This window comes from Desulfobacterales bacterium, assembly GCA_034003325.1.
Lineage (GTDB): Bacteria > Desulfobacterota > Desulfobacteria > Desulfobacterales > JAFDDL01 > JAVEYW01.
Genome location: JAVEYW010000022.1, coordinates 41508 through 64000, shown reverse-complemented (window position 1 = coordinate 64000; position 22493 = coordinate 41508). Strand labels below are relative to the sequence as shown.

Genomic DNA, 22493 nt, shown 5'->3' with positions numbered 1-22493 from the left:
TCTTCGCAGACGCAAAGCGCCCGTTCGGGGGAATGAAAAAGTGGAATCCACTGGTTTCAATAAGCAACATCCCGAAAAAACGCCGGGTAAACCCGCTGTGGCTAAAGTTTAATCCCTTTACCGTGACGGCTTTGAGGGCTCACCATGGGCAAGCATTGCCCATGGTGAGTATTACCGCTACGTGATAGTTGTTTTTTCCCCGGCGCAGGGCAAAGATATAGCCAATCCAAATTATAGACTTTGCATTTGTTTTGAGTATCGTCATGACAATTTTTCCATGACCCGGGTCATCTCGTCGATGGTGAGTGAGCAACCCCTGGCTTCGCCGGCCTCGGCCCTGCCGAGGATTTCAAAGCCGCCATTCAGCATTCGGCCCACATCATCGGTTTGAATGGCTATAATATGTCCCCGGTTGGCCAGGTCCAGATGCTTTAAAAGACCCGTTTCACCTTCAGGCAGGGGCAAAAGCGTGTCCGGGTCTACCACTTCGGTACGGGTCCAGGGTGGGTTGCATTTGACCGTTGATCCTGTTGCGCCGGAATGGGTGTTTTTGATGGTGTTATCATAAAACTGGGAGGATATTTCGGTCATTCCCAGTAGGTTCACGCATCGATTCCGGGAAAGTCCCAGGAATTTCCGGCACATGTCCAGAAATTCCCCACGGGTGACCGCCCGGCTTTTTCCCTTGAATCCGCCGGCATCCAGGCATCTCGATCCTTGCGGCAACTTGAATTTATAACCATTTACTGCGCAGAAATCAAAAAAATTGACAAATCCGAAAGAACCGCCGCAAAGGGTGACTGGTGCTTCCCTGCGTTGGCACTCATTCAATGCGTTGATAAACGCTTTGACATCAAATCCTTTTTCATTGACCAGAAATCGGCTGCCCGGCCCGCCGAAGTGCTCGATCAATCGATTCATGCCGTAAGCCATCACCATGTTGGGTGCCAACTCGGGGCTGGGTGCGATGACCATCAGTTGGGTGTGAACACCGTCCGGAAATAAAAAAGCGGCGGCGGCTGTTTTGATCGTCGCATCCATGAGCCGCAACCCACCGGCATCATAACGGACCCGGCCGCGTTCCGCCGGGTTTGAGGTGCCGCTGGTCATAAACACCCGATTCGCTTTATCCGGCAAAATACAAAGATCCGCCACCTTGAAAACCGCCGTGGGGACCGCCGGAATCTCCTGCCAGGAAAAAACCTTTTCAGGGGTGGCGCCGCGCTTGCCACAATATTTCCGGTATAGGGGGATATGCGCATATTGAAGGGCAAAAACATCAAGGGATAGTTGGTTAAACCTCTCCTCGCCTGGATCGGTCACGCCGCTTTGAATAAAATCAAGAATCCGTCTGTCGAGATCGTCTATTTTTTTTAGCAGCTCGGTCATACGGCCGCCTTATGCATCGTCATTCTCTTTTTCCTGAAAATCATAAAAGGGTTCAGCGTGTCTATCAGCAGTAACCGTTTTTCAACAAGCGTCAGCCGCTTTTATTTACCGAGGTTGGATTTAAATCGCAATGGGGCTGCCATTTATTAAATGGGTTATCAACCTGGTTATTGACACAGGACACCCCTTTTTGCCATACTCCGGCCTTTGAAAAACAAAACATCCAATCTTTTCATGAATTCACAGAGGAAAGTGTTTGTTATGCGCCATACCATCGAGATTAAAGTTAGGGGATATCATCTGGATGCTTTTTCTCATGTCAACAACGCCCGCTATTTGGAGTTTTTAGAGGAGGGGAGATGGGCTGCGTTTGAAAAATCGGTGGATTTGATAAAATTAGGCCGCGATGGGTATGCGTTTACCATTGTTAATATTAACATCAGCTATCGCCGCGCTGCATTGCTGAACGAGGTGCTGACCATCGAAACGGAAATAACCCAATTTGGAAAACGCCGTGCCGTGATTCACCAGGTAATCAAACTCAAGGGAACTGCCACGGTGGTGGCGGATGCCGATATCACCTTTGTGATGTTTGATACCCGAAAACAGAAGACGGCCATTTTGGAAGGCGAGATTCTCGAAACGCTGAAAATCGTTTGAGCTTGCCTAAATTCGCTGTTCCCAGCCAATGACGGCTGATTGTGCTCATGGGTGCCATTCAGCGCGCTTTGATCGGCAGTGAATAATTGTGTGACCAATCGTGTTCCATGAGATAAGGTAATTTTGCGATTGACAAGAGGAGCCGACTGCTTAATGGTTCGATGTCATTAAAAGCGGCAGATTGATTGATCGGCTGGGCTATAACAATCGAACTGTTTGAATTTGAAAAAGATAAGTATAAGTAAATCCCCCGATACTTCGCTCACCACTCCGCCGACCGGCATGTCGGAAGCCGCGATCATCTGGGTGGTCTCCGTCAGCCAGTTTCTGACCCCTTATATGCTTTCATCCGTGGGGGTGGCCCTGCCGTCCATTGGCCGGGAATTTTCAGCCGGGGCCGTTGCCCTGGGCCTGGTGGAAGTGCTTTACATGTTGTCCGGATCGATGCTGTTGTTGCCCATGGGGCGCTTTTCGGATATTTATGGCCGCAAGAAACTGTTTGCCGCAGGAATGGTGGTGATGGCCCTTTGCAACATCATCCTGCCGATGGTACCGACTATCCGCATTTTTATCATTTTCCGGTTCATTCAGGGAATCGGCGCCTCCATGATCATCTCCACCAGCCTGGCGATTCTCACCTCTTCGATTCCCACGGCGAAGTGGGGCAGGGCCTTGGGGTTTGTGGTGGGCAGCACCTATCTTGGTCTTTCGGCTGGCCCGAGTATCGCCGGTCTGATGATCACCCATCTGGGGTGGCGCTGGGTGTTTTACATCGCCATTCCAGCCCAGGTCATGGCGCTGTCCCTGACTCTGTGGAAGTTGCGTGAGGAGGGGAAAAACGCAGCAAATGAGAGATTTGACTGGTCCGGTGCCCTGACTTACATGACCGCGTTGCCCTGCCTGATACTGGGAATGAGCTATTGGAAGGAATGGGCCGGCGCCAAATGGGCTGCCGGTTGCGGCGCCATACTCCTGCTGATGTTTATTCGACATGAACTGCGTGTCTCATCCCCTTTGGTGAGCATTCGGTCCATCATTCGGAACCGGACCTTTGCCTTCAGCAATCTGGCCACCTTTCTTAACTATACTGCTGCGTCCGGCACCGCCTTTTATTTCAGCCTCTATCTGCAATCCGTTAGAGGGCTTTCCCCGCAAGCCACCGGATTTGTAATGGTGGTTCAGCCCATTATGATGGCGGTTACCTCCCTTGTCGCCGGTCGGCTTTCCGATCGATATGCACCGGCCAAAATTGCCACTTTGGGGGTTAGCCTGTGCACGATGGGGCTTTTGATAGCCGCGTTCATCGCTCAGGCATCTTCGCTCTGCATGGTTCTTGGTGTGCTGATGCTTCTCGGTTTCGGCTTTGGTATTTTTTCCAGCCCCAACACGGCCGTCATCATGTCAAGCGTTCAGGCCAGGGATTACGGTATGGCGTCGAGCATGGCGGCCACCATGCGATCCATGGGTATGTTGGTCAGCATGACGATTGTTACCTTCGTCCTTTCCCATTTCATGGGGAAACAACCGGTAACGGTTCAGACCAGCGGCGATTTTATGACCAGTATGGGAACGACCTTCATTATATTCGGCATTCTGAGCGCCGTCGGAATCGGCTGTTCTCTGCGGAGAATCGCACCCGGTCCGGCCCAAGGCTGAGTGTGTCATGAAAAACGGTTAAGGATCAGCCAGGCATGTCAAAAGAACCCGCCGCTCAGTTGCTCCAACACCTGCCCATCGCCATTATTTTTCCGGTGGTGCTTTCCGTGATCTTATTTTTCATGACGATTTTCCTGTTGGTGCTTCCAACGCTGGAATCTGCGCTCATGGCCCAGCGGCGGGGGCTTATTCATGAATTGACGGAAACCGCCTGGAGCACGATCCATCAGTATTACCAGAAGCAATTAGATGGCGAGCTGACGAAAAAGGCGGCCCAAGAACAAGCCATCGCCCATGTGCGGCAGCTTCGGTATGGCCTGAATGCCAAAGATTATTTCTGGATCAATGATATGGCGCCGCGCATGATCATGCATCCTTACCGGCCGGACCTGGAGGGCAAGGATATCTCACATTATGCGGACCCCGGCGGCAAACGGCTCTTTGTTGAGTTTGTGAAGGTGGTTCGGAAGAGCGGGGGAGGGTATGTCGATTATCAATGGCAGTGGATGGATGAGCCTAACCGCATTGTTCCCAAGATTTCCTTTGTCAAGGCCTTCGCCCCATGGGAATGGGTGGTGGGAACCGGGGTTTATATCGTTGACATTCAAAATGAAATATCGGCTATTACCCGGAAACTGACCTTGATCTGCATCGGGATTATGGCGCTGGTGTTTCTGCTTTCGGTGGTCATTGTCTGGCAGGGTGTGAAGGTGGAAAAGGAGCGAAGCCGGGCTGAACAAAGAACCCGGCTACAGCAGGAACAGTTGTACCAGGCCGGAAAAATGGCGACCATCGGTACCCTTGCCGCCGGTGTGGCCCATGAAATCAACAATCCGGTGACGGCTATCCTTTTAAATGCACCGATTTTAAGAGAGTTGTGGCAGCATTTGGTACCGATGGACCCGGATTCCCCCGAGGTGGGTCAGGCGGTTTCGGATGGGACTGCGGATTTTTCCGGTCTTTACGCTCGCATTCCGCACCTGTTGAATCATATTGAGGACGGCGCCAAGCGAATCAAAAATATCGTAAATGAATTAAAGGATTTTGCCAGAATATCCCCGCCGGAAATGACCCACGATGTCTTTATCAATTCGGTGGTGGAAAAGGCGGTTACCCTGGTCGCGAGTCTGATCAAAGCCTCAACGGATCATTTTTCCGTTCAGTTGGCGCCGGACCTTCCCCGATTGAGGGGCAATACGCAAAAGGTGGAACAGGTGATTGTTAACCTGCTGGTCAATGCCTGTCAGGCCTTGCCTGACAAATCCCGGGAAATAAGGGCGTCAACCGGCATGGACGCGGAAAAACGCCTTATCACCGTTGTGGTCGCGGATACGGGCATCGGCATACCCGAGGAAGTGCTGGCGCGAATAAAGGATCCGTTTTTTACCACGAAGCAGAGCCGTGGCAATACCGGCTTGGGGCTAGCCATTTCCGACCGGATCATGAAGGACCATGGCGGCGATTTGCACATTCGAGCGATTCCCAACGAGGGGACGATGGCCGTTCTATCCTTTCCGATTGGTGACGAAAATAGCAGTAAAGGGGACAAATGAAACAGAATCTGCGGCCGGCTTATCCTATTTTGGTTATTGATGACGAAGAGGCGATTCTTCTGGCAATCGATACCACCCTGCGGATGGCGGGCTTCAATCATATCATTACCTGCCGGGACAGCCGGAAGGCCATGGGATTGATCGCGGAACACCATGCCCAGGTCATTTTGATGGATCTGATGATGCCCCATATCAACGGGCAGGATCTGCTCGTGGAAATCGCAGCCGAATTTCCCGATATTCCGGTGATTATCATCACCGTGGCTGTGGATCCGAAAACCGTGGTCAAATGCATGAAAAGAGGCGCATTCGACTATCTGGTGAAGCCGGTGGATGCGGACCGGCTGCGGACCACCGTCATTAATGCGCAGCATTTCAGTGAACTGCAACAGGAGAACCTTGCGTTAAAAAACTCGATGTTGACCGACGAAGTGTCCCATATGGACGCCTTTTCGAGCATCATCACGCGAAACCGGAAAATGCTGGCCGTTTTTAAGTATCTGGAACTGATTTCCAAAACAAACCAAGCGGTGTTGATAACTGGAGAAACGGGCGTCGGCAAGGAACTGGTGGCCAAAGCGATTCATGAACTCAGCGGCGTAAGCGGTCCCTTTGTCAGCGTCAATGTGGCGGGGCTTGATGACAATATCTTCTCGGACACCCTTTTTGGCCATGTCAAAGGGGCCTTTACCGGCGCAGATACCCATCGCATGGGGCTGATTGAAGCAGCGTCGTCCGGCACGTTACTTTTGGATGAAATCGGTGATTTAAGTCTCACATCGCAGGTGAAGCTGCTTCGGTTGTTGCAGGAATCCGAATACCGCCCGCTCGGCATGGATAAAACGAAAAAGGCCCATGTTCGAATGGTGGCGTCCACCAATGAAGGCTTAAATGAGCTTCGAAGTTCAGGGAAATTCCGGAAAGATCTTCTCTTCCGGCTTCAGGTGCACCATGTGCATATTCCTTCCTTGCGCGAACGGCTCGACGATATCGGGCTCTTGCTCAATTATTTTATCCGCCTCGCTGCAACGGAGCTGAACAAGACGGTGCCGAGCTATCCCAAGGAGCTTTCCGCGTTGCTTCAGACCTATTCTTTTCCCGGCAATGTTCGGGAGCTAAAGGCCATGGTGTTTGATGCGGTCAGCCGGCATACCAAGGGAATTCTCTCCCTGCAGGTGTTTCAGAATTATCTGAATGCGCAGCGTCCCTTTGGGCTGGCGAGCGCGCCATCGGGGAATGCCGAAACCATTATTTTCCCCGCCCGCCTGCCCACCATCGAAGAGGCCACTCAGGCCCTGTTGGATGAAGCCATGAAACGGGCCAACGGCAATCAATCGCTGGCCGCCAGGCTATTGGGGGTTTCTCAGCAGGCCGTGAGCAAACGCCTGCAAAAGGGAAAGTAGCCGAATGCCCGAAGCGGTCGGTATTTATCCCTACAATCCAAGTTGTATCTACAACGATTCGTTTATTTCATAATCCCCGCGATCGCCGCTGTTTAGAGTCGGAATGCCAGGAATGCCTACAATTTTAATTGTATGCTTGTTGGGGCGGTTCACTCGACGTTTCTTCATGGCTAAAATTCTTTTTAATATGTGTTTACAGGTTGTTATGCTGTTGCATAGCGGTATGGTATGTTTTTTGAAGTGAAATGAGACAGCATCTTTAACAACCTTTAAGCAAGGGGGCCGTATGACGACAGTTAAAAACAGGGGGTGGAAGGTTACAATGGCGGGGTTGGGGGTTAACCTGGCCCTGGGCATTCTCTACACCTGGAGCATCTTTAAACTGGAAATAAAAGAATCGATTACGGCCGGGGACGGTCGATTTACCTGGGATCCCGCGTCCTTGAATGATCCGTATGCTGTTTGTTGCCTGGTGTTTGCCTTTGCCATGATCTTTGCCGGCCGTCTTCAGGATAAGTTTTCCCCGAGGCTGACCACGATGATCGGCGGGGTTTTGACCGGGCTTGGGCTGATCGTCATTTCCTTCTCCAACTCTCTGATCGTGTGGATTGGCGGCTTTGGCGTATTGACGGGCCTGGGATTGGGGTTCGCCTATGCTTCGGCAACGCCGCCGGCCATCAAATGGTTTCCTTCCTCAAAAACCGGCATGATTGCGGGCATCGTTGTGGCCGGTTTTGGCCTGGCCTCTGTTTATATTGCGCCGCTCGCCAATTTTTTAATCGCCGCATTCGGTTTAAACCGGGCCATGATGATCTTCGGTATCGCCTTTCTCAGTGTGGTTTGTTTCCTGTCTTTATTTCTCGTTAACCCGCCGGAGGGGTATGTGCCTGAGGATGGCGGAAAAGAGAGAAAAACAACGGCGGTAACTTCAAAGAAACCGGCGGACCGCTTACCGCTTCAAATGATGAAAACCGGCACCTTCTATAAATTGTGGCTGATGTATTTTATCGGGGCCGGGGCGGGACTCTTTATTATCGGCGGGGTTGCGGCCATGGCAAAGCAAAGCCTGGGAGAAGCGGCCTGGCTGGTTGTGGCGCTTCTTGCCATTGGTAATGCCGGCGGACGGGTGATCGCAGGGATGCTTTCGGATAAAATCGGTCGCCCCCTGACCCTTGCCATCATGATGACGTTTCAGGCACTGCTCATTTTTTCGCTTATTTTTATGAATTCGGAAAGTGCGTTTCTGGTGGTTGCAGCGGCCACTTTCATCGGTTTTAATTACGGCACCAACCTTTCCCTGTTTCCCTCGCTTACCAAAGACCATTTCGGAATGAAACACTTCGGCAGTAATTACGGGATTATTTTTTCCGCTTGGGGCATTGGCGGCTTTGTGTTTCCAAGAGCGGCCCAAATGGTGGTTGCTGAAACCGGCACCTTGAATGCCGCTTATATTGTGACGGCGATTTTGCTCCTCATCAGTGCCGCTATTGCCGTATACGGTTTCGTGCCGGTAGAGAAAGGCGGAAAGCTGGCCGCACCGGTTCCGCGTCTGACGAAAAAACCGGCTTTCACCGAGTTGGTCTAAGGAGGCAGGTTTATTGGGAGCATTACCGGTTTGTTAATGAAAACAAAATTCATGGCCTCGCGGTCAACGTAGGGACGGACCTGTGTGTCCGCCCTGGTTTGACTCCGGCAAAATCATGCGCCGCATTCTTTGAAAAATTGCCGCCAATGAGTATGACAGCATCGGCGATGCCTCCACCCTGGCTGATTCGGGGGTTGTCGACCATATCATTGAAAGACATGAAGTGCTGTTAAAAAAAGCAAGTTGAAAAAAGTGCGTTTCCGCTCCCCCATGCACCGGTGCGCGGTGTGATTCGTTGCCGCGCGCCGGTCAGGGCTTTGGCTCGCCTCAGATGATTTCCCTACGGTATTAACAGGGGTATTGACACCCCATCGCGCCTTTGCCATACTCCCACTGCAAAAAAATCTTGTCTATTGATAACATTATAGAGGAACAGGTTAAATGGTTCACACCATCGATATCAAGGTACGGGGTTTCCATGTGGACCCCTCCGGGCATGTCAACAATGCCCGCTATTTTGAGTTTTTAGATGATGCGCGATGGGCTGCGTTTGAAAAAACGATTGATTTGATGCAATTAAGCCGCGACGGGTACCCGATCATTCCGGTCAATATCAATATCAACTATCGCCACGCCGCAGTTATAAACGATGTATTGACGATCGAGACGGAGATCAACAAATGGACCCGACGCACTGGCGTGTTTCATCAGATCGTCAAACTCAAAGGAACCGACACGGTGATAGCGGATGCCGATGTCACCTTTGTGGTGTTCGATAACCGAAAAGGAAAGACCGCTGTACTTGAAGGCGAAATACTGGAGAAACTCAAAACCGTTTGACTTGACCCTGAGAAGTATTTTTGATCCCATGCGGCATTGAATGGCGTCGCGCGCTGTCTATACGGGACTAATTACTATCATATGAAAAGGAGCGCCTGCCGATGGATGTAGTCGTTTCAGCCGCGTGTGAGCTGCTCGCGAAAGGGCGAGCCTTTGTGTTGGCCACCATCATTGATCAGCAGGGCTCGGCTCCTCGAACCGCCGGCACCCGAATGTTGATTACCGCTGCATGCGAGACTGTCGGCACGATCGGTGGGGGGCTGCTGGAAGCCGAAACCATGAAGGCTGCCGCACAGATGAACGAGGAAGCCCCTGCCCGGTTTCTGACCTTTGACCTGACCCATCAGGATGCGGCGAATTTGGAGATGATTTGCGGCGGCAGGGTTCGGGTGCTTTTGGACTATATTCAACCCGATGATGATAACCGGGTGCTTTTCACCGATTGGCGCGACTCGCTTGCAAAAGGCCGTAAAGCGATGCTCATTTCCATCATTTGCGGCGATCAAACGCATATCGAACGGATTGATCACGCCCTGTTGATGAGCGACCAAAGCGTGCAGGCCCGGGCGACGTTATCTGCGGCTTTCGTCGAGAAATTGTCCGCCGGGATAACCATAGCGGATCATGTTCAAGTCCTATCCCTGGATGAACGTCTGGTGGTGGTGGACCCGGGCCGAATCGCCCAGCCCCTCTACATTTTCGGCGCCGGCCATGTCTCGCGGCCCACGGCCCATTTGGCGGCTCTGGTGGGCTTTGGCGTCGTCGTTCTGGACGACAGGGCGGATTTTGCCGATCCCGCCCGCTTTCCCGATGCCGTGGCGGTCCAAACCCTTTCCAGTTTTGATGGGGCCTTTGAAAATCTGGCCGTGACGGCCGATGCCTATATCGTTATCGTCACCCGAGGGCATCTGCATGACCGGACCGTCCTGGCTCAGGCCTTGAAAACGCCGGCCGCCTATATCGGAATGATCGGCAGCCGGCGTAAGCGAGATACCATTTATGAGCAGTTGTTGAAGGACGGGTTTACGGCCGCTGACATAGCCAGGGTGCATAGTCCCATCGGCTTGACCATTGGTGCGGACACCCCTGAGGAAATTGCCGTGAGCATCGTGGCGGAATTGATCGCCGTGCGCGCAGGGGTAAAGAATCCTCAAGGGGATAAGGCTCAGGTCCCGTTTGAACCCATGGGGTCTGTTGGCCGTAAAAAAAACGGAATGACAATGGGTGCCATTGTATCAGCGATTCGACAATGAAGAAGGATACCGCCATCGCGGCTATTGTGCTGGCTGCCGGGCTTTCAGAAAGAATGGGGCGCTTTAAGCCGCTGCTGCCGTTGGGTGCGTGTCGAACCATCGAGCGGGTGGTGACCATATTTCAGACGGCCGGCATCGAAGAAATTATCGTGGTGACGGGGCACCGCGGTGCGGACGTCCGTCAGGTGATGGCCCCACTGAATGTGCGTTGCATTGAAAATCCGAATTACCTTGAGGGAATGTTCAGCTCGGTGTTGACCGGTATTCAAGCGTTGCCGGCCCGGTGCCGGAAGGTTTTCATTCACCCGGTGGATATTCCCCTGGTGCGCTCCCATACGGTCAGGCGGCTGGTGACGGCCTTTAAAAAATCCTCGGCCTCGATTCTATATCCTACCTTTGATGGCAGGCGCGGCCATCCAACCCTGATTCATGCCTGCTTGGCGCCTCTGATTCTGGAATGGCCCGGCCTCGGCGGACTAAGGGCCTTTTTGAAATGCCATGATGCCGACAGTCTTGAGCTTCCTGTGGCGGACGAAGCTATCTTGCTGGATCTGGACACTCCGCAAGATTATCATCGAATGCTGGACCGCCTGACCTTCGAAGGTCTTCCCACCGAGAACGAATGCCGTGTGTTGATGGAAGTGATTCAGTGTCTGCCCCCTGACATCAAGGCGCACTGCCGGGCAGTGGCGGTGGTCGCACAACGGTTGGCTGAAGCTCTCAACGCGGCCGGCATTTTTATCGACGGCGAACTGGTGCACACTGCAGCCTTATTGCACGATATCGCCCGAACCCGGAAAGACCATGCTGAAGCCGGCGCCCAATTGCTCGAAACCCACGGTTTTAACCGCCTTTCGCCCATCGTGAGGGCCCATATGGATTTGAATGGGCCGGCGGGGCAGCCCATCGACGAAACTCAGGTAGTCTATCTTGCGGATAAACTGGTGGCCGGTGATCAGCGTGTGGATTTGGAGAAACGCTTTGCCCGCAAGCTGGAAAAGTACGGCCTGGACCCTTTCGCCGTCTCGCAAATTGCGCGAAGAAGAGAAAATGCCCGCCGTATTCAGGCCGAAGTGGAGCGGCTTACCGGTCTTGCCATTGATACGATCGTAGGTGCCGCCGGACCGCTTGACGAGAAGAAACGATGAAAAAGGCGCCGCTTATTTCCGCAACCAACGGATCACCCCGTAACACGATTTTTTTGTTACGCCACGGCGCCATTAAATCTCCGGGGAGCAGCAAACGCTATTATATCGGCCAGCAGGACTTGCCGCTGAGAGACATCGGTGTAGCGCAGGCTCGCGCATGGGCGGACTATTTTGCTGATGCCGCGCTGGATGAAATTTGTTGCAGTGATCTGACCCGTTGCCTGCAAACAGCGCAAATAATCGGCGCACTCTGTTCCCTTGCGCCGCGGGCGAACCCCGAGCTAAGGGAAATCTCTTTGGGCGCATGGGAGGGGCAGGGTTTTGATACGATCAACACCCTTTATCCTCAAGCGTTTGAGCAGCGAGGCGAGTTCATTGCAGACCATCGTCCGCCGGGAGGGGAATCCTTTCGTGACCTGCAACACCGGGTCTGGCCGATTTTCGAGACGCTGGCCCGTCGGCATCAACGCAAAACCCTCATCGTGACCCATGCTGGGGTCATTCGCGTGCTTCTCTGCCGTCTTTTGGGCATGCCGCTGGAAAATCTCTTTGCAATTGGGCAATCTCATGGAGGACTGACCATCATCGACGTGCAACCATGGGGTTATTGCCTTCGGGCTTTGAACCGGCGATTGCCGCCATGACCGCGGGCATTCAGTTGCTGAAATGTCAAACGCGTATTTTCCAACAACGGTGAATGGTGCGTTTTTTGGTGATATAGTCTTCCGGAATGGTTTGTTTTGTTATCTCAGTGAGATGGCTTAGTTCCAAGCCTGCCATGAGCGGCTCGAAATTCTGATGATTGGTGGAAAAGAAAATCGTGCCGCCCTTTTTCATGACGGCCATCACCGCCCTTAGAAGGATTGGATGATCTCTTGAAACATCGAAATCATTTCGCCCGTTTTTGGTGGTTGAAAAAGAGGGCGGATCGACCACGGCCAGATCAAAGACACGGTTGTTGCGTTTGGCAAGCTCCAAATAAGCAAAAGCGGGTGATTGAACGAACCGATGGGATTCCCCGGAAATGCCGTTGAGCGCCATATTTTCTTTTGCCCACGTAATGGCGCTTTCGGATCTGTCCACGGAAACTGATGATGTGGCGCCGCCCTTTGCGGCGTAGCAGGAAAATGATCCCGTATAGCAATACAGGTTCAGAAAATCCTTTCCATAAGCCAACTCTTTGACCATCTGCCTTGTGTTTCGATGATCCGAGAAAAGACCGGTATCCACAAAGTCATTGAGATTCACATAGAATTTCAAATCCCTTTCCGAAACAATGATTTTTCGGTCGGTATAATCAAGCCGTTCGTAGCGGCTGCTGTCCGGTTTTCCGACGCGTCTTTCTTTCAGATGAAGCTTTTCCGGGGGAACCGAGAGCGCCTCTGCGACCGCTGCCCCCATCATCGGCAACCATTCGGGCGTTGATTGCCGCCGCACGTACTCCGCCATGACCAGATGCCCGGCATACCAGTCGACGGCCGCCCGTATTTCCGGAATATCCCAGTCATACAGCCTGAAGGCCTCGATATCTTGTTTGGCAAAACGCTTGTGAAGATGCTTAAACCGCTTTGTGACCTTATTGGCCAGCATTTCGGCCTGACGGTGGGTTGCAGCGACTAACGACGAATCCATCATGCATTCAAATCCTCAGAGTATTATTTTCGTATCAACTGCTGAAAGCATACTCCCCCGAACGACCGCAAGTCAAACCGCACAATGTCATTTCCCCGAAAGGGCAGGGCAATTGCAGGTAGAAATGAACAGCCAGGAGCGAAAGCTTTGAGGGGGATCGGAAAAAAGTTGCGGCCCTGCCCGAAAGGGTTGTTATCCTTGACGGGTTTGCGTAAAGGTAATAGTAACGAATGATGTTGCAATCATTTATTTCAGCCAATCATTGTTTATAAGGAGCCGCCCATGTCCCACGATCATACACACGATCATAAGCACGATCATCACCCCCATCATCAGGAATCCCATCATACGCACGGGCATTCGCATGACGTGTCATCCAGCCTGTCATTTGAGGAAAAATTGATCAAACTGCTTGATCACTGGATTAAACACAATGCGGACCATGCGGCGACCTATACCGAATGGGCGGATAGATCAAAGGGCGTCCACCTGGAAGCAGTTGCTGGGTTGTTGACCGAGGCTGCGGAAATCAGCCGATCGGTCAATGCGAAATTCGAGGCGGCGCTGACACTTCTAAAAAACGCGTGAGCGAAAATTCGCAATGGATGCTGCTACGGGGCACTCGACCCGTCGCGTTCGACCGAATGCTGTGGTGAGGACGGTCAGCAGGGCCGGCGAATCAGGTCGTTCGGGGCATAGTCCCGCCCCAGAGTCACCAGGACCTGCCGATTGGGCTGAACAAAGGAAAGGGCTTTGCCCGTTTCATCCCGAATGGAAGTGATTTGATCTTTTCTTGCCGGGCCTCTGGCGGGAAGGATTTCCACCCACTCGCCGTCGAAGAACTTATTTCGCGTATCGATCAGCAGCGTTTTATGGCCCAAGTTTTGAACCACCTTTCCCAGAAAGGTTTGCAGGGTGGCGGGAGAGGCATTGTCGTAGTTCGGAAGAATCTGGTCCGGATCACCGAAGTAAAATCCCGTGCAGTAGGAGCGGTGACTGATGTGGGAGAGTTCTTGCCGCCAGGCGTCCTTGACTCCAAAGGTTGCCGAATGGTTGGTATAGTCGTCAATGGCTTCCCGGTATACCTTGACCGTGGCGGCCAGATAATTGATTCCCTTCATTCGGCCTTCGATTTTAAGTGAGGATATGCCGGCGCGTATCATTGCCGGCAAATGGTCGATCATGCACAGATCCGCTGCATTGAAAATATAGGCGCCGCGATCATCTTCAAAGACGGGAAAGTATTTTCCGGGCCGCGTTTCTTCAACCACGGCATAGCGCCAGCGGCAGGGATGCGCGCACATGCCGCGGTTGCTGTCGCGATGGGTCATAAACGCGCTCAGCAGGCATCTTCCCGAGTATGACATGCACATGGCGCCGTGAACAAAGGCTTCGATCTCAATATCGCAGGCGTCCGATATGCCACGGATTTCTTCCAGGGAGAGCTCCCGTGCCGTGTTGATCCGCTTAACCCCCGAATCCCGCCAGAAAAGCGCGCTGTTAAGGTTGGTCGTGTTGGCCTGAGTGCTCAGATGGATGGGAATGTGCGGTGCGTGCTGTTGTGCGATTCGAAGCACGCCCGGATCGGATATAATGAAGGCATCCGGTTCCATTCGACCCACTGCCGCAAGATACGCCGCAATGGCGGACTGCTCATGGTTTCTGGAAAAGACATTGGTCGCGACATAGACCTTTACGCCTTTTTGGTGGGCATCGGCGATGCCGTGCTTGAGTTCCGCCATGGAAAAGTTGCCTGAAAAATTTCGCAGGCTGAATGCCTTGCCCGCCAGATAAACCGCGTCCGCGCCGTAGTGAATGGCGATTTCAAGCTTTTCCGGGCTGCCGGCTGGGGCCAGCAATTCCACGGGGGGTCGTGATTCGTGCGTCATGATGGGGACAGAATCTCTTTTAAGACTTTGGAAAGGCGCTCTTGCCAGGGAATCGGTTGAATCCCTATGTTCCGGAATATTTTAGTGCAATCAAGCGCTGAATAAGCGGGGCGATGCGCCGGTGTGGGGTATTGCGCCGTTGAAATCGGAAAGACTTCCGGATGATAAGGATAGCCGAACGCAACGGCGTGTTTGAAAATAGCGGCGGCGAACGCATACCAGGTTGTGACGCCTAGGCCGCAATAATGGTAGGTTCCCCAGGGAAAGGATGCCTTGTTACGAATCCGTTCGGCGAGTAAAAGCACTGTTGCCGCCAGATCGGCCGCCGCGGTGGGACTGCCGAACTGATCGGCGACCACGCCGATTCGGCTTTTCTCTTTTCCGATACGGAGCATGGTGTGAACGAAATTGGCGCCATGAACGCCGTAAACCCATGAGGTTCGAAGGATCACATGTTGCGCCAGGCGCTCTCTGACAAGGACTTCCCCCCCGGCCTTACTGAGCGCATAGGTGCCGACCGGGGAAACGGAATCTGATTCCGTATAAGGCTCGGTTTTCGTGCCGTCAAAGACATAATCGGTGGAAAAATGAATCATGGGGATGCCCGCGAAGGCACAGCATTCGGCCAAGAGCCCTGAAGCTTCCCGGTTGATCGAAAAGGCCGCTTCGGGTTCTGTTTCCGCTAAATCCACCTTTGTGTAAGCCGCGGCATTGATCAAAAGATCGGGCTTTTCCGCTTGAAATACCGCCTTAACCGCGACCGGGTTCGTGATGTCGAGTTGCTGCCGGTTGAAAAGCGCCGCCTGAATCGTGGTTCCGGAAAGCTGTCTGGCAATCTCCCATCCGACCTGACCGCCTGCCCCTGTGACCAGCAGTTTCATGGGTTATCCTCTAATTTCCGGCAACCGGTCCGGTGAAAGATCCTTTAGCAGGGGATAGCACTGATCTTTTTCGGAGATGATCGGAGTGGTTACCGGCCAAGGGATACCGATTTCTGAATCGGACCAAATAACACCGCCTTCATCCCCCGGGGTGTAAAAATCGGAGCATTTATAAGAAAATATCGCAGTGTCGCTTAAAACGCAAAATCCGTGGGCAAAGCCTTCCGGTATAAATAATTGCCGCATATTTTCAGAGCTTAGATAAACCCCTTCCCATTTGCCGAAGGTAGCCGAATTGCGTCGTAAATCAACCGCCACGTCGTAGACTTCCCCTGAGATGACCTGCACCAGTTTGGCTTGGGGGTGATGAATCTGAAAGTGAAGCCCTCGAAGGGTGTTTTTTATGGAATAGGAGAGATTGTCCTGGACAAAAACGCATGAGATGCCGGCGTGCCGATACCGTGCTTCATGATAAGTTTCCGTAAAAAACCCGCGATGGTCTCCAAAGAGAAGGGGCTCGATAATCAGCAGGCCTTGCAAAGGGGTTAAGCGCACGTTCATGATTGTTTCTTTTCGTAAACCAACATGTCTGTCAGGTATTTCCCATAGCCGTTTTTGGACAGGGAATGGGCCAGTTTTTCCACTTGATCGGCACTGATATATCCTTGCCGGTAAACGATTTCTTCAATGCAGGCGACCTTCAGCCCTTGGCGCTCTTCGATGATTTGAATAAAATTGCTTGCCTGCATCAGGGTTTCATGCGTGCCGGTGTCGAGCCAGGCGATGCCGCGGCCCATTTTTTCAACCCGGAGTTTGCCCATTCTCAGATAGGCCGTGTTGATATCCGTGATTTCCAGCTCTCCCCGGGCCGACGGGGTTAGGGCCGCCGCGATATCGAGCACTTCATTGTCATAAAAATAAAGACCGGTGACCGCGTAATTTGATTTGGGATGCTCGGGCTTTTCCTCAATGGATATCGCTTGGCCCTGTTCGTCGAATTCGACCACCCCGTAGCGCTCGGGGTCTTTGACCCAGTAGCCGAAAACGGTGGCGCCGTTGTTTTGCCGGTAGGCGCGGGTGACGGTTTGCGTAAGTCCGTGGCCATAGAACACATTGTCGCCTAAAATCATACAGACATTGTCCCGACCAACAAATTCGCGTCCGATAATAAAGGCCTGGGCCAACCCTTCAGGTCTTGGCTGTTCCGCGTATTCGAGCGATATGCCCCATTGGCTGCCGTCCCCGAGAAGGGTGCGAAATAGCGGCAGATCATGAGGGGTTGAAATAATCAATATTTCCCGAATTCCGGCCAGCAGCAGGACCGAGAGCGGGTAATAGACCATCGGCTTATCGTACAACGGCAGCAGTTGCTTGCTGACGACCCGGGTGATGGGGTAGAGCCGGGTTCCGGAGCCGCCCGCTAGAATAATTCCTTTCATTGGTTACACTTGCCTTTCTGTCGGCATATGGTTTGAGCACTGAAGGGCATATGAGGGATTGGCACTCCTTAACAGTTCGCTAAAAAATGGATCGAAATGACCATCCTCAATAGCTTTTATTCGTTTATTTTGCAACCCCTTGTCCCACTCGTCAACAATCCGGGAAGAATCCCGGTTATGAATGCTTCCGCACAAGGCATGGAGCTGCCAACGCGCAGTATAAGGCACTCCTTCAGCGGTGGAAAATGAGACTGGTCATATTCCTTTCAGGCGCCGCGTTATCTTCGGCCTTCAAGGCAGCCTCCACACATCTTTATACCATCGACCATCTCGAGTTTGTTTCGCATGGTCGGCTCTCCGCACTTTTCGCAGGGTTCAGAGGATTCTATTTTCGCTTTGGGCGGAAGCGTCATTTGGGTGGGCGTGATAGTGAACAAAGCGGTTTCCGGTTTTTCCAGCACTTCATGGCTTCGTTGTAAATGAAGTGACTGAAAACGCGCCTTTTCCTCCGGGTTGGCCCGGCCTTCCGCCATTTTCCCCAGCAGCGCCATATGTGCTTCGTTGATATCGAGGGCATCGGTGCGTAACGCCACCCGTACGCCGTTTCCAGTGCGCCTGCTTAGTAACGTGAAGGCCATTTTCCCATGGTCTTTATAGATGAGATTCCCCTTGCCGAAAGTGCATCCGGTCAGCACCTGAACCGCATCAACCGGGCAGGCGTTGGTCTCTACAATGGCCACGATTTCCTCATCTTCGGACCGGTTTTCCTTGAGCCATTGCATGCCGGCCTTAGCGGCCCGAAAGCCGATGGAAAGACCAGGGCAAACATGCCCGTGAAAAGCCGCGCATTTTTTAAAGTCTTCCGAGTCCATTATTTCTCTTGCGTTCATAAGGCCTCCTGTTTAATAGAACGGGCGAATGCTGTCATCCGCTTTTTAGACCCTTTACCAGAAGCATGCACGCTTTTGCGTGTATATTCGCCGAAGGTGAGAGATGGTTTTTATGCATCCCAGCATTCCAGCATTCCAGCATCCGGCTTTGCCGGATTAGATAAAACTTTTTGGCTTGTTTTGCCAGCGGCAAATATTTTTTTACGTATTCCGATGTAAAGCCTTTCGGGCTTCGGGCGTCCTAATCGATTGCAGCTTTGGGCGATAGCGGCGCATAAAAAATAAAAGGAACAGGATGATGGAGTGTAATCAGAAAAAGAACGTGGCCAATTGCAACTGCACCTATGAATCGTGCGCCAAAAAAGGAATTTGTTGCGAGTGCCTGCGGTACCATCTGCGCAGTCGCCAGTTGCCTGCTTGTTGTTTTCCGGCGGATGCGGAGAAAACCTATGATCGCTCGTTCGAGCATTTTGCACGTCTGGTGAGTGAAAAGCGGATTTAAGGGCTGCAGCGTTATCGATAGGGCACAACGCATGAATACTTTTTTAGCGTTCAGGTGACTTTGGTGTGGCACTTGGGCGTTTATCGGGGGTGGCGGGTTGCGTTTCTTTTTTTTCCGGGAACAGCGGCTCTATCATTTTGAAAGGGAGGTTGAAAGTACGAATGATAATTCCCCATATTTCCTTTCCGACGCTGTTCGGGGACAGAAGATTCAGGTCCGGCTTATCCCAGGTGCCGGAGACCTTGATGGGGTAAATGACCAGTCCTTTGTCGAGAATGTCGCGAACCAGCGGAATGTGTGAGACCAGGAGATCCACTGTTTTTAGCGGTGCTGCGACGATTTCTAGATTATGCGTTTTCGTCATCAGGTTCTCTTCTCCCTGGAAAAATATTTTCATGGCGCTGCTGTCGATGACCCCTTCCGTGATATGCAATATCCCCTTATCGAAGACCGCTTTTGCCTGAGCGGTTTTATAGGGGAAGCCCTCGGTTTCAATCTCCGGCAACTCGCCTTGTAAAAGCCCGGCCACATTCAGCAGGGTGAAAACTTTGGCGGCCAGGCCGAAGCGGTGAATCCGGCCTTTTTCGGCGGCAAACGCCAGTTCACCGGTAAGTGCGGCTGAAATCGGCGTACCGGTGCCGGCGGCGGCTGCAAGGTGACCATCAAGCTGAAACAGGCCGCTGATGCTGTTTCCTTTGCCGCTCAGGCAGGCCAGGGCTGCGGTTAAGTCGTTTCCTTTTGCTGCCGGTGTTGCTTCGAGCCGATAGGCATTCGGCGTCTTGGTGATGGCGCCTGAAATCGGAATGCCGCATAACATCGCCTCGTTAACCAAGATGTTCGTTTCTTTTCCCTTGAAGGACAGTTTGGCATCAAGCGGTCTAAAGGCGATTTTCGGGGTGAGAATAAAGTTTTCAACGTGTGCCTGAATTTGTCCGTATAATGGAAATCGGCGCGCTTCCGGGTCGGATTCAATTGCGTTTTTAAACGGTTTTCGCTTCAGAAGGTCCGATAGGCGCGCCCAGTTGAGTTCTCCCATGGCCAGGGTCAGATTCAGGTCAAGCCCGTCCCGATAATGGCGAATGTTGCCGTCCAAAAGCAGGGGGTATTTTTCCCAGTCAAGCTGCGCATGAGATATGCGAAGCTTGTTTTCAGTTCCCGACAAGGCGGCTTGTTGAATGGTTAATGGGAATTTTAACTGGTTCAGATCGAGTGCTTCCACATACAGATGCCCCGTGGCAGTCGAAAGGTGCGGGCTTGAATTTTTGAAACGGGTATGAAAATTCCCTTCAATGCGGCCGAATAAATACGGATTTTCCGCGATCAGCGCATCGACGGTTTTATGAAGCAGGCGCCCGGAAAACGACAGGTCGATGACCTGGTTTTTGTTCCGCAGGGACAGGGTCGCATTTGAATGATGATCCTGAATGGTGAGCTTTTTTATTGAAAAGGAATCCGGCCTTTTTTCAAGTGCGAATCCGACCTCGGGGCCTTCCTGAGTTTGCAGATGGCCCGAAAGTGCCAACCCGGCGTGTGCATCCCATTTCAGGAAAATGGGTGTCATCAATCTGGGGGTTGGCCAGGTCAAAAAAACGGGCATCTTCAGTTGCGTCTTGACCCAGTCGGCGGTTTTCGGCCCCATGGCGCCACGGAGTGTTGCTTCAACGGCATACGCTTTGGTTAGATACCCGCTAAATTTTGCATGCGCTTCTGTTTGGGTGTCCATAGCGGTGATATGGGCCTGCTCAAAGGTGATGACATCCGGGGCCGCAGTGAATTTGCCATCCTTAAATCTGATGGGAGAGGGGAAATGAGGGGTCAGAATTTCTAAGGCACTAACCTCGCCGGTTAGCGCAAATTGCCAGTCCGAAGGCAAGAGGGCAGGCCCCTTGAGGGTGACGGCGGTTGCATGAATGCCGCCGTTGACGGTGGAGAGTTCGGTTAGTTTTGCGGCTATGGCGTCATATTGCTGCAACCATGGAAACACCTCATCCATGTCAATCTGAAGCCCGTTTGCCTGAATATTCAGGGGAAAAGGCGTGTTGCGACCGATATGGGCGTTCAGACCGGAAAAAGAGGTTTTTCCAATGCGACCCTGAATGTTTTCGAGACGTATTTGGTCGGCATCATAATGAAACCGCCCGTTCCGAATGCGGATGGGGTATGGTATGCGGTCATAGTTGCCGGACAAATTAAAGCGGGATACATCGACGGTGACCGCAATCCTGCTTTCGGATTTATCGATGATGAGCCGGCCTATTGCATTGCCTTTGACGCCGCTGATTCGCGGCATCTCTTTTTTAAATGTTTTCCCGGCGATCAACCGATGCAACAGCGGCGGCAGCTCCGATACGTCTGCTTCGATGGCTGCGTCCAGAAAAAAAGCCGGGTTTTGACGGTTTAATCTCATGGAATAAGCGCCGAAGCATTTAGCGTTGCCCAGTTGTGCGCTGAGATTTTTTCCTTCAAGAACGCCCCCGGCAACCGTTACCCATCCCGAGGCTTGGGTTAAGGTTAAATCCGGCTTCGGAACATACACGGTGCCGTTTTCAAGAAGCCCATTAACCTTCAACCCCGCTGCTTTTTTAAGGGCTTCAAGCGATGTCGCCATGTCCTCTATCGTTATCGACCGGATGGTTCCGGCTTTTAAGGTTCGAAAAAGCGTTTGAACAACATGGGATCGAGGGGCCAGTGCGCGGGCGGTTTTACCCGTGCTGTCAAGGTCCAAGGCCCTGGCGTTAATTTCCCATTGATAGACGGGGGTTGCGCGATCCGCAAGAAAACGAGCGCTCATCGTGAGCGCCGGATACGAGAGGCTTAACCGGGAAATTTGCAGTTCGGTCCGGCTTGGGCTGAAGGCGATCGCGCTTTTTATCCGCCCGTTGCGAAAGGAAACGATCTCTTTTTCCGCAGAAAGTGAAAAGCCTGGCCAGGTTCCTTCAATGGTTCCGGAAAAAGTTTCTGCGTTTTGAAAAAGGAAATCGGACTTCATCGTAAAGCCGGCCCCATCGATTTTTATGTCGTTATCCGGATAAAGAAGAGAGAGGACTTTGTCCGGGGCGTATTGATGAAAGTGAAGATAGGCATTGCCGGTAAAGCTGTTAGGATTTAGATCAAGGCCCAACGCCAGCGACCCCTCTTGTTTCGATCCTGCGGACAGCTTTAGGGAAACATGACGGGCGGACAGATGCATTTCTCCGGTGATATTTTCAAAGCTGAGAACAGGCCTGGTTTCTTTGATCAGCTCGATATGTCCGTTTTTCAGTTGAACGACAATGCTTCCCTGAAGGGTCTGTTCCATGCCGGAAAGGGCTTTTGACAAGGCACCTGCCAACGCGTTTATCGGCAAGATCGCCTCCAGCGTGTCTTTTTCGCTCGCCGGCAAGTTAATCCGAAAGCTTGGCTGCGCGGCGCTGATGGATCCGATTCTGATTTTTCCGATCAAAAGGGGCAGGGGTTTTGGGATGACAACGATGACATCGGCTTGTCCGGACAGTTGATTTTCGATAGTGATCGAGCTGTGCTTAAATACCATTTGCGGCCAGGGGATAAATTCGAGGCTGGCCTCTTGATAACGGATCTTGCCCCCGGCTAAAATGGAGACCTTTGACTCGATTAGTTGCTTGACCGAATCCAATGAGAAAACAGGGGGCAGAAAGACGACGGCAGCGCCCAGAAGTATGAGCGCGCCCGCAAGTCCGCAAATCGGCAGAAGGTATCGTTTTTTTAGGCGGTTCATAACCTCTTTAGATGCTTGAAGGCTTTGGCGCGGCGTG

Annotated in this window: 20 protein-coding genes; 12 read left to right on the top strand and 8 right to left on the bottom strand. The window is 52.4% G+C overall.

Annotated elements, in window-relative coordinates; translation table 11 throughout:
- The coding region (locus RBT11_18610) for a hypothetical protein (GenBank protein MDX9788797.1) at positions 1 to 185 on the top strand (185 nt) is incomplete at its 5' end.
- A gap of 76 nt (positions 186 to 261) precedes the next feature.
- On the opposite strand, the gene RBT11_18605 is transcribed toward RBT11_18610, so the two are convergent.
- On the bottom strand, positions 262 to 1389 hold the full coding sequence (locus tag RBT11_18605) for a hypothetical protein (protein MDX9788796.1): 1128 nt from the start codon (positions 1387 to 1389) through the stop codon (positions 262 to 264).
- Positions 1390 to 1650: 261 nt separating this feature from the next.
- On the opposite strand from RBT11_18605, the gene RBT11_18600 reads away from it, so the two are divergent.
- The 9 genes from RBT11_18600 (at position 1651) to RBT11_18560 (ending at position 12131) form a co-directional block, all read left to right on the top strand.
- On the top strand, positions 1651 to 2049 hold the full coding sequence (locus RBT11_18600) for a thioesterase family protein (protein ID MDX9788795.1): 399 nt from the start codon (positions 1651 to 1653) through the stop codon (positions 2047 to 2049).
- A 222-nt stretch (positions 2050 to 2271) separates the two neighbouring features.
- Entirely contained in the window at positions 2272 to 3705 is a 1434-nt protein-coding gene (locus RBT11_18595; protein MDX9788794.1) for an MFS transporter, read from the top strand.
- A 35-nt stretch (positions 3706 to 3740) separates the two neighbouring features.
- The gene (locus RBT11_18590) at positions 3741 to 5258 is read left to right on the top strand and encodes a cache domain-containing protein (protein MDX9788793.1); all 1518 of its coding nucleotides are present in this window, start codon (positions 3741 to 3743) and stop codon (positions 5256 to 5258) included.
- Entirely contained in the window at positions 5255 to 6661 is a 1407-nt protein-coding gene (locus RBT11_18585; GenBank protein MDX9788792.1) for a sigma-54 dependent transcriptional regulator, read from the top strand. The genes RBT11_18590 and RBT11_18585 overlap by 4 nt, the downstream gene beginning before the upstream one ends.
- Before the next feature lie 286 nt (positions 6662 to 6947).
- Entirely contained in the window at positions 6948 to 8246 is a 1299-nt protein-coding gene (locus RBT11_18580; GenBank protein ID MDX9788791.1) for an OFA family MFS transporter, read from the top strand.
- Between the two features lie 441 nt (positions 8247 to 8687).
- Positions 8688 to 9086, top strand: coding sequence for a thioesterase family protein (locus RBT11_18575; GenBank protein ID MDX9788790.1), 399 nt, complete (start codon positions 8688 to 8690; stop codon positions 9084 to 9086).
- Between the two features lie 101 nt (positions 9087 to 9187).
- The gene (locus tag RBT11_18570; protein ID MDX9788789.1) at positions 9188 to 10339 is read left to right on the top strand and encodes an XdhC family protein; all 1152 of its coding nucleotides are present in this window, start codon (positions 9188 to 9190) and stop codon (positions 10337 to 10339) included.
- Positions 10336 to 11487, top strand: a complete 1152-nt coding sequence (locus RBT11_18565; GenBank protein MDX9788788.1) for an NTP transferase domain-containing protein — start codon at positions 10336 to 10338, stop codon at positions 11485 to 11487. The genes RBT11_18570 and RBT11_18565 overlap by 4 nt, the downstream gene beginning before the upstream one ends.
- Positions 11484 to 12131 carry a histidine phosphatase family protein gene (locus RBT11_18560; protein ID MDX9788787.1) on the top strand — a complete coding sequence of 216 codons (648 nt, stop codon included), beginning with the start codon at positions 11484 to 11486 and terminating at the stop codon, positions 12129 to 12131. Before RBT11_18565 ends, RBT11_18560 begins: the two co-directional genes overlap by 4 nt.
- Positions 12132 to 12156: 25 nt before the next feature.
- Here RBT11_18560 and RBT11_18555 read toward each other — a convergent pair whose 3' ends face one another.
- Positions 12157 to 13122 (bottom strand): class I SAM-dependent methyltransferase, encoded by a 966-nt coding sequence (locus RBT11_18555; GenBank protein MDX9788786.1) that lies wholly within the window; start codon positions 13120 to 13122, stop codon positions 12157 to 12159.
- A gap of 279 nt (positions 13123 to 13401) precedes the next feature.
- Between RBT11_18555 and RBT11_18550 the strand changes: the two genes are divergently transcribed.
- Entirely contained in the window at positions 13402 to 13707 is a 306-nt protein-coding gene (locus RBT11_18550) for a hypothetical protein (GenBank protein MDX9788785.1), read from the top strand.
- Between the two features lie 74 nt (positions 13708 to 13781).
- Here the strand turns inward: RBT11_18550 and RBT11_18545 are convergent, their stop codons facing one another.
- From RBT11_18545 to RBT11_18525, 5 genes are all read right to left on the bottom strand, one after another.
- Positions 13782 to 15008 carry a U32 family peptidase gene (locus RBT11_18545; GenBank protein ID MDX9788784.1) on the bottom strand — a complete coding sequence of 409 codons (1227 nt, stop codon included), beginning with the start codon at positions 15006 to 15008 and terminating at the stop codon, positions 13782 to 13784.
- Complete coding sequence (gene rfbD / locus RBT11_18540; GenBank protein ID MDX9788783.1) at positions 15005 to 15889, bottom strand: dTDP-4-dehydrorhamnose reductase; 885 nt, start codon at positions 15887 to 15889, stop codon at positions 15005 to 15007. The genes RBT11_18545 and rfbD overlap by 4 nt, the downstream gene beginning before the upstream one ends.
- A gap of 3 nt (positions 15890 to 15892) precedes the next feature.
- Complete coding sequence (gene rfbC / locus RBT11_18535; protein MDX9788782.1) at positions 15893 to 16450, bottom strand: dTDP-4-dehydrorhamnose 3,5-epimerase; 558 nt, start codon at positions 16448 to 16450, stop codon at positions 15893 to 15895.
- The gene (gene rfbA / locus RBT11_18530) at positions 16447 to 17328 is read right to left on the bottom strand and encodes a glucose-1-phosphate thymidylyltransferase RfbA (GenBank protein MDX9788781.1); all 882 of its coding nucleotides are present in this window, start codon (positions 17326 to 17328) and stop codon (positions 16447 to 16449) included. Before rfbA ends, rfbC begins: the two co-directional genes overlap by 4 nt.
- A gap of 278 nt (positions 17329 to 17606) precedes the next feature.
- Positions 17607 to 18218, bottom strand: a complete 612-nt coding sequence (locus RBT11_18525; GenBank protein MDX9788780.1) for an FmdE family protein — start codon at positions 18216 to 18218, stop codon at positions 17607 to 17609.
- Between the two features lie 295 nt (positions 18219 to 18513).
- On the opposite strand from RBT11_18525, the gene RBT11_18520 reads away from it, so the two are divergent.
- Positions 18514 to 18720, top strand: coding sequence for a DUF6485 family protein (locus RBT11_18520; GenBank protein ID MDX9788779.1), 207 nt, complete (start codon positions 18514 to 18516; stop codon positions 18718 to 18720).
- A gap of 43 nt (positions 18721 to 18763) precedes the next feature.
- Here RBT11_18520 and RBT11_18515 read toward each other — a convergent pair whose 3' ends face one another.
- A complete protein-coding gene (locus RBT11_18515) occupies positions 18764 to 22456 on the bottom strand; it encodes an AsmA-like C-terminal domain-containing protein (GenBank protein ID MDX9788778.1) in 3693 nt (1230 codons plus the stop codon).
- Positions 22457 to 22493: the final 37 nt, after the last annotated feature.

What these genes read in the sequence shown, in the direction of transcription:
- RBT11_18605 (MDX9788796.1), bottom strand. Translation starts at nt 1,389, where the DNA reads ATGACCGAGCTGCTAAAAAAAATAGACGATCTCGACAGACGGATTCTT.
- RBT11_18600 (MDX9788795.1), top strand. Translation starts at nt 1,651, where the DNA reads ATGCGCCATACCATCGAGATTAAAGTTAGGGGATATCATCTGGATGCT.
- RBT11_18590 (MDX9788793.1), top strand. Translation starts at nt 3,741, where the DNA reads ATGTCAAAAGAACCCGCCGCTCAGTTGCTCCAACACCTGCCCATCGCC.
- RBT11_18585 (MDX9788792.1), top strand. Translation starts at nt 5,255, where the DNA reads ATGAAACAGAATCTGCGGCCGGCTTATCCTATTTTGGTTATTGATGAC.
- RBT11_18580 (MDX9788791.1), top strand. Translation starts at nt 6,948, where the DNA reads ATGACGACAGTTAAAAACAGGGGGTGGAAGGTTACAATGGCGGGGTTG.
- RBT11_18575 (MDX9788790.1), top strand. Translation starts at nt 8,688, where the DNA reads ATGGTTCACACCATCGATATCAAGGTACGGGGTTTCCATGTGGACCCC.
- RBT11_18570 (MDX9788789.1), top strand. Translation starts at nt 9,188, where the DNA reads ATGGATGTAGTCGTTTCAGCCGCGTGTGAGCTGCTCGCGAAAGGGCGA.
- RBT11_18565 (MDX9788788.1), top strand. Translation starts at nt 10,336, where the DNA reads ATGAAGAAGGATACCGCCATCGCGGCTATTGTGCTGGCTGCCGGGCTT.
- RBT11_18560 (MDX9788787.1), top strand. Translation starts at nt 11,484, where the DNA reads ATGAAAAAGGCGCCGCTTATTTCCGCAACCAACGGATCACCCCGTAAC.
- RBT11_18555 (MDX9788786.1), bottom strand. Translation starts at nt 13,122, where the DNA reads ATGATGGATTCGTCGTTAGTCGCTGCAACCCACCGTCAGGCCGAAATG.
- RBT11_18550 (MDX9788785.1), top strand. Translation starts at nt 13,402, where the DNA reads ATGTCCCACGATCATACACACGATCATAAGCACGATCATCACCCCCAT.
- RBT11_18545 (MDX9788784.1), bottom strand. Translation starts at nt 15,008, where the DNA reads ATGACGCACGAATCACGACCCCCCGTGGAATTGCTGGCCCCAGCCGGC.
- rfbD (MDX9788783.1), bottom strand. Translation starts at nt 15,889, where the DNA reads ATGAAACTGCTGGTCACAGGGGCAGGCGGTCAGGTCGGATGGGAGATT.
- rfbC (MDX9788782.1), bottom strand. Translation starts at nt 16,450, where the DNA reads ATGAACGTGCGCTTAACCCCTTTGCAAGGCCTGCTGATTATCGAGCCC.
- rfbA (MDX9788781.1), bottom strand. Translation starts at nt 17,328, where the DNA reads ATGAAAGGAATTATTCTAGCGGGCGGCTCCGGAACCCGGCTCTACCCC.
- RBT11_18525 (MDX9788780.1), bottom strand. Translation starts at nt 18,218, where the DNA reads ATGAACGCAAGAGAAATAATGGACTCGGAAGACTTTAAAAAATGCGCG.
- RBT11_18520 (MDX9788779.1), top strand. Translation starts at nt 18,514, where the DNA reads ATGATGGAGTGTAATCAGAAAAAGAACGTGGCCAATTGCAACTGCACC.
- RBT11_18515 (MDX9788778.1), bottom strand. Translation starts at nt 22,456, where the DNA reads ATGAACCGCCTAAAAAAACGATACCTTCTGCCGATTTGCGGACTTGCG.